15 protein-coding genes are annotated in these 15,144 nt (G+C 34.2%); 2 read left to right on the top strand and 13 right to left on the bottom strand.

What is annotated here, in order from left to right; all coding sequences use genetic code 11:
- Positions 1 to 333: 333 nt before the first annotated feature.
- On the bottom strand, positions 334 to 1,188 hold the full coding sequence (locus ACFX4H_RS15435; RefSeq protein ID WP_377435769.1) for a LysR family transcriptional regulator: 855 nt from the start codon (positions 1,186 to 1,188) through the stop codon (positions 334 to 336).
- Positions 1,189 to 1,381: 193 nt separating this feature from the next.
- Between ACFX4H_RS15435 and ACFX4H_RS15430 the strand changes: the two genes are divergently transcribed.
- Positions 1,382 to 2,632, top strand: coding sequence for an MFS transporter (locus ACFX4H_RS15430; RefSeq protein WP_377435768.1), 1,251 nt, complete (start codon positions 1,382 to 1,384; stop codon positions 2,630 to 2,632).
- Between the two features lie 123 nt (positions 2,633 to 2,755).
- Here ACFX4H_RS15430 and ACFX4H_RS15425 read toward each other — a convergent pair whose 3' ends face one another.
- The 9 genes from ACFX4H_RS15425 to ACFX4H_RS15385 all read right to left on the bottom strand — a co-directional run bounded on the left by ACFX4H_RS15425 (position 2,756) and on the right by ACFX4H_RS15385 (position 11,243).
- A complete protein-coding gene (locus ACFX4H_RS15425; protein WP_377435767.1) occupies positions 2,756 to 3,262 on the bottom strand; it encodes a hypothetical protein in 507 nt (168 codons plus the stop codon).
- A gap of 210 nt (positions 3,263 to 3,472) precedes the next feature.
- The gene (locus ACFX4H_RS15420; protein ID WP_377435766.1) at positions 3,473 to 3,889 is read right to left on the bottom strand and encodes a DUF4362 domain-containing protein; all 417 of its coding nucleotides are present in this window, start codon (positions 3,887 to 3,889) and stop codon (positions 3,473 to 3,475) included.
- Between the two features lie 762 nt (positions 3,890 to 4,651).
- A complete protein-coding gene (locus tag ACFX4H_RS15415; protein ID WP_377435765.1) occupies positions 4,652 to 4,789 on the bottom strand; it encodes a hypothetical protein in 138 nt (45 codons plus the stop codon).
- Between the two features lie 197 nt (positions 4,790 to 4,986).
- Positions 4,987 to 6,156 carry a serine hydrolase domain-containing protein gene (locus ACFX4H_RS15410; protein WP_377435764.1) on the bottom strand — a complete coding sequence of 390 codons (1,170 nt, stop codon included), beginning with the start codon at positions 6,154 to 6,156 and terminating at the stop codon, positions 4,987 to 4,989.
- Positions 6,157 to 6,394: 238 nt separating this feature from the next.
- Complete coding sequence (locus ACFX4H_RS15405; RefSeq protein ID WP_377435763.1) at positions 6,395 to 6,730, bottom strand: tyrosine-type recombinase/integrase; 336 nt, start codon at positions 6,728 to 6,730, stop codon at positions 6,395 to 6,397.
- A gap of 342 nt (positions 6,731 to 7,072) precedes the next feature.
- Positions 7,073 to 7,555, bottom strand: a complete 483-nt coding sequence (locus ACFX4H_RS15400; RefSeq protein ID WP_034304508.1) for a DinB family protein — start codon at positions 7,553 to 7,555, stop codon at positions 7,073 to 7,075.
- 1,431 nt (positions 7,556 to 8,986) lie between these two features.
- On the bottom strand, positions 8,987 to 9,985 hold the full coding sequence (locus tag ACFX4H_RS15395; RefSeq protein WP_377435762.1) for a hypothetical protein: 999 nt from the start codon (positions 9,983 to 9,985) through the stop codon (positions 8,987 to 8,989).
- 425 nt (positions 9,986 to 10,410) lie between these two features.
- On the bottom strand, positions 10,411 to 10,587 hold the full coding sequence (locus tag ACFX4H_RS15390) for a DUF4083 family protein (RefSeq protein WP_377435761.1): 177 nt from the start codon (positions 10,585 to 10,587) through the stop codon (positions 10,411 to 10,413).
- Positions 10,588 to 10,784: 197 nt separating this feature from the next.
- Positions 10,785 to 11,243 carry a hypothetical protein gene (locus ACFX4H_RS15385; RefSeq protein ID WP_377435760.1) on the bottom strand — a complete coding sequence of 153 codons (459 nt, stop codon included), beginning with the start codon at positions 11,241 to 11,243 and terminating at the stop codon, positions 10,785 to 10,787.
- A gap of 100 nt (positions 11,244 to 11,343) precedes the next feature.
- On the opposite strand from ACFX4H_RS15385, the gene ACFX4H_RS15380 reads away from it, so the two are divergent.
- Positions 11,344 to 11,547 carry an alpha/beta-type small acid-soluble spore protein gene (locus ACFX4H_RS15380; protein ID WP_034304517.1) on the top strand — a complete coding sequence of 68 codons (204 nt, stop codon included), beginning with the start codon at positions 11,344 to 11,346 and terminating at the stop codon, positions 11,545 to 11,547.
- Between the two features lie 320 nt (positions 11,548 to 11,867).
- Here the strand turns inward: ACFX4H_RS15380 and ACFX4H_RS15375 are convergent, their stop codons facing one another.
- From ACFX4H_RS15375 to ACFX4H_RS15365, 3 genes are all read right to left on the bottom strand, one after another.
- A complete protein-coding gene (locus tag ACFX4H_RS15375; RefSeq protein WP_377435759.1) occupies positions 11,868 to 12,752 on the bottom strand; it encodes an alpha/beta fold hydrolase in 885 nt (294 codons plus the stop codon).
- 340 nt (positions 12,753 to 13,092) lie between these two features.
- Entirely contained in the window at positions 13,093 to 13,578 is a 486-nt protein-coding gene (locus tag ACFX4H_RS15370) for an HIT family protein (RefSeq protein WP_034304527.1), read from the bottom strand.
- A gap of 175 nt (positions 13,579 to 13,753) precedes the next feature.
- Positions 13,754 to 14,395, bottom strand: a complete 642-nt coding sequence (locus ACFX4H_RS15365) for an HAD hydrolase-like protein (protein WP_377435758.1) — start codon at positions 14,393 to 14,395, stop codon at positions 13,754 to 13,756.
- Between the last annotated feature and the right edge of the window lie 749 nt (positions 14,396 to 15,144).

Genomic DNA, 15,144 nt, shown 5'->3' with positions numbered 1-15,144 from the left:
TCACTAGAAAGATACCTATACACGCAGTAACTATACCTTCTGTTTTGTCTTTTGCATAAAAACAAATATATGTATTAAAAGAGACAAAAATTAAAAAAATTAATAGCTTTGTAACTACGTGTAATTTTATTTATTGCTCTCGCAGGAAATCACATTCCTTAATGGTGAATTACGATATCAAATTAATATAATTTGAACCTTTAAGAAAATAATAAAAAAAGATTCATAAGTCTAAAATAATCCATTTCCTTATGGAACTAACCTGCCCCGATAGTTCAATAAGAAAAAGAGCTGCCAAAAAGCAACTCTAAAGATAAAACCTCTTTTTTGTAATTAACCAATCGTCTTCAGAACATTTTTAAATTGTACGATATTGTTCTGTTCTCCGTCGTTCATCTTATAAACGAAAACGGTATTAATGATATTGTTAAAGCTTAATTTGTAAAAGTGAATGTTTGTATAGTTATATAAATCTATAAGCTTAGTATTCAATACTGCAATGGTATTACTGATTTGCAAAAAATCTTGGATACTGCTGATTGATTTTATTTCCTTTAATTTATATGGTATTTGATTATTCATAAGCCATTCGGTCACAGCTCTTGTATACATACAACCTTTACTCAATACGAGCAATGTAATAGGTGTTTTCCAATCAAAATTGATGATATGGTCCTTACTTGAAATGATCTCGAATGTTTCGGATGCAACGATGTCATAAGTTAAGTCGGGATATTTCTTAATAGGTTCACTAATGAGTGCACAATCCAATTCAGAATTGTGCACTTTTTGGTTTATGGCATTACTGGAATCTACGGCGAAATCCACATCCATTTGAATGTCGTTCTTCATATTCAAAGTATTCGCGATATGGGCACCATAGATTTTCAAGGTTGTATGTGATGTGCCAAAATCCACTTTAGAGTTAGTTTGAATGGCACCAATGTTTTGTAAAAATTCTTCGTACTCTTGTGAAATAAGTTGAAGATAGTTTTTATACTGTATTCCTACGCTAGTGATTTTCAATCCTTGGGGCGTGCGTTTAAAAACAAGTTTTCCAATTTCCGACTCTATTTTTTTCACTTTAGCCGTAAGGGCGGATTGAGTATAGTTCGTGATTTCTGCAGACTTACTTAAATTTTGACGGTTTAATATTTCAATTTTCAATGCTATTTCTTTGATGTTCATATAGTTGGCACACCCTATAAAAAAAATTTATGAACCCTATCATTTTCCTCCATTTTACGCTTCTGGGCAGTCAGAGTAAACTCTAGTTAGTTAATAAGTAAGGGAGACTAGATAATGCTAGAAGCTAAAAATAAGAATTTATCCCACCGAATTATTATTGACGATACATCAAGCATAGGGGGAGAATTTCTTAATGCATACATATTATAAATGGTTAATCGTATTGGTGGCCACGTTATCCCAAACTGCAGCAACCTTTGTGACATATGGCATGGGACCCATCGCTGCATTTTATCAAATTGAATGGAATTTAACACCTCTTCAAACAGGCTTCATTGTTTCAGCGGTCAATATTGGTCCGATGTTTTCAATGCTGGCATTCGGTTACTTGATGGATAAAAAAGGGGAAAAACACATTATCGGGTGGGGGACCATTTTATTGGGCCTCTCAGCTTTAACGCTAGTTTTTGTTAATGATTATATTGTATTGCTGCTTTTATTATTGTTGGTCGGTATATGGTACGGAAGTGCTCAAACCGGTGGAAGCACGGCCATCGTAAAATGGTTTCCAAACGAACATAGAGGTCTGGCTCTAGGGATAAGACAGACGGGAATACCGCTTGGAGGATCTTTAGCCTCTGTAGTTTTATCCTATACATATTATCATTTCAATTTGTCATCAGTACATATAGTACAAGGGATCGTAGCAATAATGGGAGGGCTGCTCTTCCTAATATTATATAACGAACCAGAAAGAACGGGTAAAACGGGATTAACCTCGGTCGGGTTCAAGGAGAAAATGAGTGTCATCAAGAATAATAAAGAGTTATTTCCGATGTATATAGTGGGTGTTGTGATGATGTCATTACAGATGATTATCATTGGGCATTTTATGAGTTATTTGCATAACGAAGGGGGCTATGCATTAACAGAGGCAGGAAAATATTTAAGCGTCGTTTTAATAGGTGGTATGGTTGGACGGGTAGTCATCGCATGGGCGAGTGATCAATTCTTTGAAGGTAAAAGGGAAAGATTATTGCTTATTGTTATGGCTGTTACCGTAATTCTTACAGTGATGCTGCCACTCATCTTGACTGTTGAAATGGAAATCTTGATGCTATTATTTTGTTTTCTTTTGGGTTTTGTAGCCATTGGTTGGTATTCCATTTTTATTGCTTGTATCACAGAGCAATCGGATTCACGTTTTATAGGTTTAACGGTGAGTTCAGCATTGACATTAAATCAATTATTCATTGTCATAGCACCCTCTTTATTCGGTTTAGTCGTTAATCTATTGAACAGTTATCAACATGCCCTATATTTGGCCGGAATATCTGTAGCTTTGGGAGCGATTAATTTATACAGAGTAAAAATAAAAAAAAGAACGGATCATGGGATCACCACAAAGTTTGATCAAATTAATACAAACAACCTTGATAAATGAATAAATAGAAAGGGCATGTTTTGAAAAAGGATTAATCAAAGCATGCCCTTATACTATTAAAAAGATTGATCATTTTTGTGTTCCTTAATGAACTAACACACCCGTTAGTTGATTAAGGATTAATTAAAACTTAATGTTTAATAATTCTTTCATTTCAAGAAGAACATCAGTATGTTTTTCTTTTGATAAATACATCATTTTCTGTTCTGCTCCATTTGCTTCTTGCTTCATTCCGTTCGGTTCTTGAAACATAATCCTTCCATCACTAAAAAAATTCATAGTGTACACTTTGTTATCCATGGTTTCTTTATCGGATAATACAAAAAAGTAATTCCCTTTTTTATTTAATTCTTTACTCTTCTCCAATAACTCCTTATTAGGAGGTTGCACAACTTCCATTTTGTTCACTTTTTCTATAAAAGCTTGTATTTCATTAATATCTGTAATGACCTTTGAAGTTGACTCGGAAGATACACCGTCCTCATCAACACCTTGCACTAATAAAGTTGTATATTCATCTATATTAGGTATTTCTAAAATTTCACTTTTCGTTTTTGTATTATCTAAACTACAAGCATTTAAGAATACTATCATTAAAGTGCAAAAAGAAAATATCTTGAAAAATCTCAAATTTCATCCCTCCATTTCTTCCTTCTACATTATATGAAAATTGGAAAATTATCCATGATTATTAAACTATCCTGCCCCGATAGTTCCATAAGAAAAAGAGCTGCCAAAGCAACTCTCTTATTGAAGTAAAGCACCTGTTAGTTGAAGAAGGATGTACTCGAATCAAGGTTTGATAGAGGGTCGTTGAAGATTACACAGTCGATAATCACATTAATTACCTTCTGCTAAGTAATAAGGTGTTTTGTAACCTTGGAAACCAATGATAGAGTATTTGTTTCCTTCAACTAAAATTTTCCCGCATCCAAATGTATTAATTTCTCCACTACCGTACTCATCTCTAGTGGTATCCTCAGTAATTTCAAGCTGCTCTCCGTTATATGTTAAATCAGTTAGTATCGGGTCTCCTTCCTTTGTGTAAGCAACCACACGAATACTATCCTTTTTCCCTGTTTCTGTATTCTTGATAAATTCTTTTAACCTAGTTTCGTTTTTAATATCACCATTATTTCTATTCACAATATCAGTATCAGAAGGAACAAATTTTTTTGAATCAGTCTCTATATTGGCACAACCAACTATAAGCAAAAACATTATGCTGACAGTTATAAAACCTAAATATCTTATCATAAACTCCCCCCTTTATTTATATGACGTTATAAATTATTTTACGGTTTCACTTATGCAACTATCCTGACCCGATAGTTCCATAAAGAAAAAGCTACCTTAAAAACATAGAACTAACCTGCCCCGATAGTTCCATAAGAAAAAGCTGCCTTAAAGACAGCTCCGATCTTGCTGATATTTCAACATGGTCTAAATAGTGTGTTATTCATTAAGTAAAACAGACAATTAATGAAAAGATTATGGCTAATATTGTATCTTGTCTCGTAGTTGTTCTTATCAGTGGCATCCAGCTTATCTTACCCATTTGGCTAACAAGCCTTGCAATAATAAAAAAGATAACAAAAAAACTTAAAAACGTTCCAACCATAATATCACCTTGCTTCATTTTTCTTTTATTGTAATATTCATATTCAACTATACTGCCCCATTAGTGCCATAAGAAAAAGGCTGCCTCAGAAACCTCTCTTATTATAGTGAAAAACTCTAATCCTTTTTACTTTCTATATTATGTAATTGAGCGACTATAAACAAAAGTAATACAACAATCATAGCCGTACCAGCGTGATATCCGAAAAAAATTTCATTTCCTTCAAAAAGGCTAACTATGCCAATGCCACCTACTCCGATTATAAGAAAAAACTTAAACATGAATAAATGCCCTTTTTTCATTTTTATTACATAATATACTATGAATTTCATTACATTTCTTGGTGAACTAACCTGCCCCTTTAGTTCCATAAGAGAAGACTGTTAGTTAAAGAACGTTTATTTCTTATCTCTAATTTCTTTTAAAATTTCTATTACACGATTGTTTTGTTTTTCTATATTCTTTAATCTTTTTTCAATAATACTTGAAGATAAAAATATAATAAGTATAAGAGCTATTCCAACAAATAATTCCATATTAATCCTCCGATGAATTCAGTTTATGTTTAAGAGTATAACTTTACTAACCTATATTTTCCAGATCCGTTATGCAACTAACCTGCCCCGAAGAAAAGAGCTGCCTTAAAAGACAGCTCTGATCTTCAGTTAACGCAACCGTTAGGTCAATAACAAAGCTTACCACTATGGTTGATGAGGTGTATTTTTATTTTTGCCTACTTGCTAAATTCAGCAAGTAAAATATTTTTAAAAGGATTAGGACTGTTATCCCTACCCAAACTGTTCAAACTGACGACCAACGTATGCTTGCCTCCAAGTGTACCTCCAGCAATAGTAGAAAACCCTAGAATTCCACCTGTGTGTCCCCATATCGAGACACCATTTGGAAGCTTAGTTTCAAATATTCCAAGACCATATCCATCAATTCCTGCTCTTCCTGTAGGAACTGTAGTAAGCATTTGTTTTAGTTGCTGTTCCTTCAGTAATTTGCCACCAAGCAAGGAAGAGAAGAATTTATTTAAGTCGTCAGCAGTAGAAATCATATCTCCAGCCGAGCTACCTGCACTTGGGTTATAATAGGTAACGTCTTTTATCTCATTTGCTTCGTCTGGTTGGGAATATCCCCGAGCGTGCTTGGTGCCTGGAATAACGCTTGAATTTCCAAGCAGGAATGTCTCCGACAATTCAAGCGGTTCAATAATCCGATTTTCAATCTCTTCCGCGTAGCTGTTTCCGGTTACTTTTTCAATAAGAATACCCAGTAATACGTATCCTGTGTTTGAATAGGACCAGCCCTTTCCAGGGTCAAAGTCCGGGGGCAGCGAAATCCCCATCTTCACTAGTTCTTCAGCCGTATACGATTTTTTTGTATCCATAAAATCAGCGTCTTTTGACCTTGAGTATTCAGCGATACCACTTGTATGGTTCAATATCTGCCGGATGGTAATCTGTTTATCATTATATCCGTTTCCTTGAATGACACCAGGCAACCATTTTTCGATGGAGTCGTCTAGACTCAAGCGGTTCTCTCCAGCTAATTGAAGTACAACCGTTGCGGTGAACGTCTTCGTCACGCTGCCAATGCGAAAACGAAAATCTGTTTTCATTGGTTTCTTGGTGCTCAGATTCGCTACCCCAGCGGCATAACCCCATGTTTTTCCATCCTCGGAAGTTTTAGCAAGTATCCCGGGGAATCCAAGTTGCAATGTATCCCGCATTGCTTGCTTGACGGAATTATGACCTCGTTGAGTGCTTGTTTGTAACGAACTAGATACATTTTGGGTAGGCTCTACTTTTGCAATTGAGGGTGGCGATGTGTATAGCAGGGAACTTCCCGTTATTAATAGGGCCAGACTTGCAAATGTAAATTGACTGCGAATTTTCATAAGGCATTCCTCTCTTTCTATTAATATTGTATGGGTGGTTGCTTGTTGATCTATATTAATCACACAGCTATACTTTGCATAAAATGTCTATCCTCGTCTTGATACTCATCATTCTCATATTGAATTTCATTGTGCTTTTTTATAAGGAATTGTTCCATTTCTTCTACATATGATTTGAAGATATAACTAATTTTACCATAAAATCCAATAATTAGATTTAAATATCTTTTTTCTATTCTCATGGTTCAGTATTTATTGCATAGTTCGAATACAATATGCTTGATGAACTATCCTGCCCCGATAGTTTATTAAGAACAAAATAAAAAAGGACCCTTGGTCCCTTATAAATACTTTCTATACAAGTCTCTCCGCATTGCACCACTTGGATATGTGCATAAATTTTTGTGGTTTCCCTTTCATGACCCATTAAATTTCGATTCACTTCTATAGGCGCTCCATTATTCAATAAATTTGTGGCATAACTATGTCTAAGCTGGTGGGGATGAATGCTCTTTTTAATGTCCGTTCTCTTTGCTACCAGTTTTATAATGGTCCACGCTTGAGAAATACTCATTCAATGGGGTGACACGATACATCAGTTTAGAACACACCTGTTCCTCTCAATCTATACCGTATTAATAGTCAGTAGAGTCAAAAGAATAACTATTATACTAGAGTTTTCATTAAACAGTAACACCTGTTAGTTAAAGAAGAAAAAGCTGTCTTAAGACAGCTCCGATCTTCAGCTAACGCACCCGTTAGTTTAAGTGTACTTATTCACAAACTTAGTTGGCTTTGCATAAATAAACCGATTCGTTCATTACAGGAATGCTGCCCCTTTAGTTGAAGAAGAAAAAAGGATTGCCGCAGCAATCCATTCTAGCGAAAAGTTCCAATTAGCAGCTAAGTCAACTTCTTATGCATTCGCCTTCCAACTGTTTTGCAGTTTCCTTATATAAATAATTTGACCGATATGATATGCATTATGGGTAGTTGCATTTCCAAGAATTTGCCACCACTTAACTTTTTCAGGAAAACCTATAACATCACTTTCTATTTTTTCATTAGTTAATAACCCTTCCCACTTTAAAAGGACTTCTAATAAGATTTTTTTCAAATCATTAAAGCACATATATTCAGGACTTAAAAAGCTCCGATTATTATCTCCGATAGAAGATACAGCGTCTACGTTGGATTTTTCGTACCTGGTTTGCCAAGTTTGATTCCAATAAATCAGATGTTGTACAATTTCAGCTATACTGTTACTATCTTTGCTTGGCTTCCATAAAGCCTGTTCTTCCGTCAAATTTTCAACTGATTCTGAAAATGGTTTGTACCAACTAGGGTCATTAGCATTCGCTAAGAACTGGTCAGAAATAATATCTTTTACGTTGGTCATTCTATTCACTCCTCAATTCTAATTAGAATATGGATCCCTATATTAAGTACAACAGCCATCCTCCCTGATGTTAAAATGATTTTCCTACTCATTTAGTTTCGAGATAACCACCACAAAAACCTTTTACTTGTTCAACTAACCTGCCCCGTTAATTCTATAATAAAGCTAGTTTCGACCTTATTGAAAAGGAAAAAGGCAACCTCCTCGGTAGCTTTTGCTCTTCCATTATTTTTAAATGCTTTTAAACTCTTTTATAATTAGACTTTAAATATCGGATAACATCATCTTCTCCGTTCTTTTTTAGCATGGATATTGTTCTATTAGGGTCTTTTAAATAGCTTGTTATATATATACATATTCATATTCCTAATTTTAGAGAAATTTCTTTATACAATTCTGCGTGTTCTGTTTCTTCTATGGTTGTATGAAATAAATTCATGATTTCGGTGAAATATTGTATAAATTCATTTACTGTTGCAATCAGATGACCGAAAAGTTCATCAGTTATGACGTGGTTGAACATGCCGCCGACACAAACTCCCCAAAATGATTTGTGATTGGAGTGAACAACTGATGATAATTTTACTGTAAATACGTTCCGCAGCTTCTTCATTTTCTAATATTTTTCGTCTTTGCTTAGGTCTAATGTTCTTTGGGTTTTCTATATCCATCCATTCCCGAGCATGATTAGGTTTTTGGATGAAATACTTTAATAGCCATGAATTTTCAAGTGATTGTCTATACATAATCAAACATTCATCTTCTAACCCCATTTTTAAAAGGTGATATGCGGATGCTATATGATTGATTAAGCCTTCCAGTTATCAGGAATCTAGCTTGATAAAATGCTACATCCTCATTATCGAATCTTCCGATATTATTTAATTCATTCAAGAAGCTCAAGCTATCCCAAAAAGCTTCGTCTCTATCATCTAAGTGCTCCAAAAAGGCTTGTTCCTTTTTACTGTGTTATCAAGAGATGTCTTCGCAGATACGATTTACGCTCCATTTCTACTCTTTTTTGATAAATAGCATACTCCCTTACTTTTTGTAAAATGAGCATTCTTGAAAAATCCACATATCCCCTAATAGCTTGTCCTATACAAGATAATTTTACAGACATATCTTGTTAAAGATGACAAGGGGGAGTAGTATGGGCAATTATTTTTTAACCACTATTGTTCATACTTTTCCTAATTTTTTAATTTAAAAAGGTTAGAACCTACAAGAGTTGAACCTGTCTTTTCCAGTCCTTTACAATTTTTAAAGAAGGGATAGATATGGGCAATGGTGGCAATGGTGAAAACATTGGTTTGATCCTTGTGCTTTTCATCCTACTAGTGATTATCTTAGTAGGATTTTAATTAATAAGTAAACGAAGGGCAAAAAGCTGACTCTTTTTGGGAGTCAACTTTTTGCCCTTTTACATTGCTATTCTTTATTTTCAATCTTGCCTTCACTTTCTCCTACAACTTTATAAAGGCTACGTGCAACCGGTAAGATTTCTAATACTTTATCAATATCCAAATTATTAAGGAAGCTTAAAGGATTAGGTTGTGGAACTTGAGACATCGAATACATAGCAGGTCCCGTTTCTGTACCTTTCAAAAAGCTAAGTGCAACCGGTAAGGTTTTATCCAAATTTTCTGTGCCTTTAAAAAAGCTACGTACAACCGGTAAGATTTCTAATACTTTATCAATATCCAAATTATTAAGGAAGCTTAAAGGATTAGGTTGTGGAACTTGAGACATCGAATACATAGCAGGTCCCGTTTCTGTACCTTTCAAAAAGCTAAGTGCAACCGGTAAGGTTTTATCCAAATTTTCTGTGCCTTTAAAAAAGCTACGTACAACCGGTAAGATTTCTAATACTTTATCAATATCCAAATTATTAAGGAAGCTTAAAGGATTAGGTTGTGGAACTTGTGACATCGAATACATAGCAGGTCCCGTTTCTGTACCTTTCAAAAAGCTAAGTGCAACCGGTAAGATTTTATCCAAATTTTCTGTACCTTTAAAAAAGCTACGTACAACCGGTAAGATTTCTAATAATTTATCAATATCCAAATTATTAAGGAAGCTTAAAGAATTAGGTTGTGGAACTTGAGACATCGGATACATAGCAGGTCCCGTTTCTGTATCTTTAAAAAGGCTACGTACAATCGGTAAGAGGGTTAACATTGTGTCAGCATCAAGATTAGCAAGTATGTTTGAAGAATTTGTAGTAGGTACATTTTGTTGCATCGAAGAAATTGCAGTCCCCATTTTTTCCAGATTACTATTTAATAGCGTTATTTCATTTAAGACTTTATTCAATGTTTCTGTTGTCTCTCTCTGTAGTTCCAACATTTGAGTTTGTACTTCTTTTTTATCTCCCAAACTTCTATCCCCTTTTGTTTTCGTTTCTTTACTTCCTTTTTCTTTGTCCATTAATGTTCGTTCTCCCGTCTTTTTCAAAATTTGATACAAAAAAGTAAATACAGGTTGTCCGCAATATATTATGTTTAACAACCGTATGAAGTATAGACGAAGGTGTAATAACGTCTCAAAAAAAGACACTAGCACTAGCTGTGTCTTTTTTTCCTTATTTTTTACTTAATCTGCTTCGTTACTTCAAAGCCGTCTGGTTCGGCAGCTTGACCTTCAATTCAAGCCTGCCCTGATAGTTAATTAAAAGTATTTGTTTGGTGCTTTTCACTTGAATCTGAATGTATGATTTGTATAAGAATCATACGTTCAAAAGGCCGCCATTTGGCGGCCTTCTTATGGCGCTAACGCACCCGTTAGTTCTTTAAGATTTATTGTAGTGTTGAAATAAATAGTGCAGTAAGGATTAATGCCAAAAGAGAAAAAGATTAATTTTCCTTATCCTTTTCAAGTAAATTAATAATTCTATCAAGCTTTTGTTCGATATTTTCTGACTTGCTTGGTTGTTTAGTAACGAGATAACGAACAAGAAAAAACACACCAGAAAATATTCCAAATATAAAAATAAGGAAAACTAGTTGAAATAACACATCACCAATATTCATATTAATTCCTACCTTTACAAGTACTGGTGTTAGTGTATCATATTTTTACTGCACAGTTCTTTAACACTTCGCTAAATGAACTAACCTGCCCCGATAGTTGCATAAGAAAAAGCTGCCCTATAGACAGCTCCGATCTTCAGCTAACGCATCTGTTTGTTCAACAAGAAAATCAAATCACAAAAATCAATAGTAACTATCTAATAATTCTTCGCTTCCCTTTCTGCTTCTTTCTCATCCATTTCCTTATCTTCTAGCCATTGTTGATAATGGATTATCTCATGAGCCATGCTGCTTAAAATTGCACATAAAGCTGTTGCAATTCTTATGTATGGTTCAATATTTTTATCATAAGGTGCAAAGAAAGTAGCACTTTCCAGTTCTCTTGTATCTCTCGTTTTAAGTTGATAAGCCGTTTTTAGATATACAACAACCCTTATAAGAAATTCCATATATGTACGCAACCAAACCGCAAAGCTTAAGCACGTCCATCTTACTGATGGATTTACATCCTTTTCACATTTGACTCTTAACCCTGAGCGAAGATATTGCAAATCATTTGTTTTCATAATCGCTTCTGAAAACCTTCCTTGCGACCCGGTGACTTCAATGTTTTCCTCTGCTCTCCCTTCTAGATCCACAGATGGTATTAATTTCAATTAACCATTGCCTTAATTTATTTTGAAATCTATGTATATAACTCTTAATAATATCAAAACCTATGACCAGCAACACATTATATTCATAGGAGCTGACAACATGGCTAGAAATAACAACAGTAATCAATTAGTAGTTAATGGTGCAGAGCAAGCTCTAGAACAAATGAAATACGAAATCGCTAGTGAATTCGGTGTTACACTTGGCGCTGATACAACATCTCGTGCAAACGGATCTGTTGGTGGAGAAATTACAAAACGTTTAGTGCAAATGGCTGAACAACAATTAGGCGGAAGAACTCGTTAATCGAAATCATATGTATTGTTAGGGATAGTGATTGGACTATCCCTATTTATAATTCTCCAAGTAAGTCCATTTATAAAAATATTAATGTCTATGTGTAGTTTTTAAATCAAGATTGACCAAAATCCCCTCTTGAAACCACATATTAGTGTAAAAACAAGAATGCATTTTGTGAAAAAAATTGAAGAAATGGATTCTTTTCTTGTGATTCAGATACAATTATTTTTAGTAATCCTTAATGAACTACCAAAGTTCTCACGATAATCACCAATTCACATTTGTGTCGATGACTATATTATCATGAGTAGCCGTGGTCATACCCCTTATTCAATATGTTTTAGAAAGTCTTCAATCGTTTGTAACAACTTTTCAGGGTACTCCCCATTGATAGCATGAGAGGCGTCTGCAAATAACACCATATTACTGTATGGATTTCTTAAATTTTCTAAACCGATTTGAAACGACTTTTCGGAATGATGCATAGTCGATTGACCAGCCAAAATTCCGAGCACTGGCATCTTAAGTTTCTTCAAATGTTCAGTTTTAACCTTTTCTGGCATTGGCAATTTACTTTTGAATGTTCGCATTCCTGTTTCAATCAATTTGGCAGCCGGCTCACTTTCATCAATTTTAGCACCACCAGAGATATAACTAAGCATTCTTTCCCTTATTGATTTTGGCACTGCTGGTACGGAAGCTGGAATCGAAACTAGAATCATTTTTAGTGGAATAGGACCAAAAACATAAACTGGTTCTACTAATATGAGTGTTTGAATTTTTTCTGGGTGCTTAATTGCTAAATTTGCCGCACTCCATCCACCAAATGACAATCCTAATAAGTTGATTTCCTCTTCTGGCAATTGTTCTAGCACTTGTTTTAACCAAATAGCTTGATCCATATTAGTTTTGATACGTTTTGTTTGTATACTTAACCCTGGCTCACCTATCAAATCAATTGTGTAAACCGGACGGTGTTTTAAGAAGTCATTGAGATTTGCTTCCCACATTGGTGTAGCAGACCCCTTTCCAGGAAGTAACAATAACGGTGTTTTGTCTGGTGTTTCCTCTTCTTGAAATTTGTATAGCTTCACTTTACCAAAATCGGTATTGAGCATTTTTGACTCAACAGGTTGTGGTAAATAGCTCATTGCCTCATGATAAGAATTTATGTATTCTTGCTTACCATCATTTGTAACGAAACCACTCATTGAACCATCATCTTTGAAAAGACCTGATTATGTACAATAGTATGAATATAGCCAAAGAAACAATAACTAAAATGATCCATCTTTTTTTTCGTAAACATACAAACCTCCTTCTATTCTTACTTTAGACTATGACGTAACGTTATAAAAAATGCTTAAATTGAAGTAATAAACGATATAACCACAGTACCTATTTCTAGAAAATGTGTTGAATATCAGATAACAACCTTCTTTTGATATATTGAACGTTATTCAATCCTGTCCCGTTAGTGCCATAAGAAAAAGAGGTGCCAAAGCACCTCTCTTATCGATGTAAAGCAACTGTTAGTGTATCAAGGAAGGATTAAGTGTATAGTTCTTTTTTTAAAGCCTTAATTCCATCAATTACACTTTTTACATTTTCATCATTATTCAATTTGTTTCTTGCATGGAGCAAAACTGGTCTAACGGATTCCACAGAACGTCCAAAATCGTACATCCATTCATATCGAGGAACCATCCAAGTATGAAAATGGTGGGTAGTATCTTCATTATAAAAGTAATAAACATGTTCTATCCCTAATACTTCCCTTTGAGCTTTTCTAATCTTAGATAATAAGTTTATGTAATCAACCTTTTCTAAGTCATTTAACTCGTCAAAGCACTTAATATGGCGTTTAGATGCTAAAATTACTAAACCTTTAATGGGATATGCAACGTCTTGGTGAGCATGAAAATATTCAGTTTCGACTATTACACCACCATCCGGTTCTATTTTCCCACTTGTTAAAGCACAACTTAAACATTCGACTTCAACTGTTTTTCCATTAGACAAAGTAACTTCCCTCATAATTCCCTCCAAAAACAAAATATTATCTCTCTTAAAAAGATAAAAATAAACAAACCCTTGTTGAGCTATCCTGCCCCGGTTAGTTCATTAAAGGTAGTTTTTCACTTGAATATGAAAGTATGATAATACTAAGAATCGTATTTCAAAAGGCCGCCAATTGGCGGCCTTTTAGAATTCAAACTAACTCTAAGATTTCTTTGAAGTTATTCACTACAAAATCTGCTTGTTTTAATTCATCTTCTTGGGCAAAGTCAAAGTTCACACCAACTGCAATAAGTTCATTATCCTTAGCAGCAGATATATCTGAATACCGGTCTCCGACAACGTAACCTTTTCCAATTTGATTTTTATTTTTCACCATTTGCACTAAATCTGATTTATTCCCGGATTTAATTAGTTGGATACTATATGTATCTTGAATAAACCTATCCAAATTATAAGTTTCTACAATTGTCTGTAAATATTCTATCTGACCATTGCTGGCAATAAATAAGGGATACTTTTTACTTAAATCATTTAATGTGCTCTCCACACCAGCATATAATGCACCTTTTTGTGCTTGGATTAGTTCTATAAGCTTTTTATGAAAAATCTCATTGCTCTTTACTCGTATTTCTAGTGAGTGGTTTGGGCAAAGTGTTTCCCATACAACCGGTAGTGGCACACCCATAATTCCCCTATATTGTTCAATCGGTGTTTTTTTATCCCATAAATTTTCTTTTCGTAGTACTTCAAATGTTGCTTCTAGGGCAGGTTCTAAAATTAAATTCGTTTGAAATAAGGTTCCATCCATATCAAAAATGATTGCTTTACTCATTGAAAATTCCCCCTCTAATTATCTCTCATTAAAACATTTTTAAAAAGCGCTGTCTTAAAGACAGTTCTGACCTTCAGCTAACGTCACCTGTTAGTTGCATAAGAAAAAAACTACCTTAAAGACAACTCTGATCTTTAGTTAACGCACCCGTTTGTTGAATAAACAATTTAAAATCCATTACCCTGGAATATTATTCTCATTAATTCGACGGCTATAGAGTAAACCAAACCAATAAATTTACTAAGGAACTAAAGATAATTTTCTCTAAAGTCCTTTCTCACTGAGAAAAGAGAAGGAGAAAGATATAATGATTCCACATATCATCAATACCCGAAAAGTTGTTACTCCAGGATCAATTACTTGTGTTATATTTTCAGAAGAGAAACAAATATTTTTTCATGATGATACCCAACTCTTCTCCTCTAATCCGTCTTACTGAATTGTAGTAAATATGTATTTTTTTATCATTTTATTATCTTCCCCCCTTTAGTTGCACAAAGAAAAAAACTGCCTTAAAGACAGTCCTGATCTTAAGCTACGCACCCTTTAGTTTAATTACAATCCTTCACATTCCATATTAATTGAATAATATAAATATTTTTTTAGCTATAGGCCACTTTAACAAACTCCCCACTTTTTCTGCCATGACATGAATTGATAACTGAATAGGTACCTATTCATATTAAGGCTGCCCCAAAGAAGAGAGGTATTCCTTCACTTGTAATTGAATCATATGCAATATCAAATAT

Origin of the sequence: Peribacillus sp. YIM B13477, assembly GCF_042787955.1 — a bacterium.
GTDB lineage: Bacteria > Bacillota > Bacilli > Bacillales > DSM-1321 > Peribacillus > Peribacillus frigoritolerans.
Note: the sequence above shows the minus strand (reverse complement) of the source record. Positions and strands in the feature narration are given on the sequence as shown.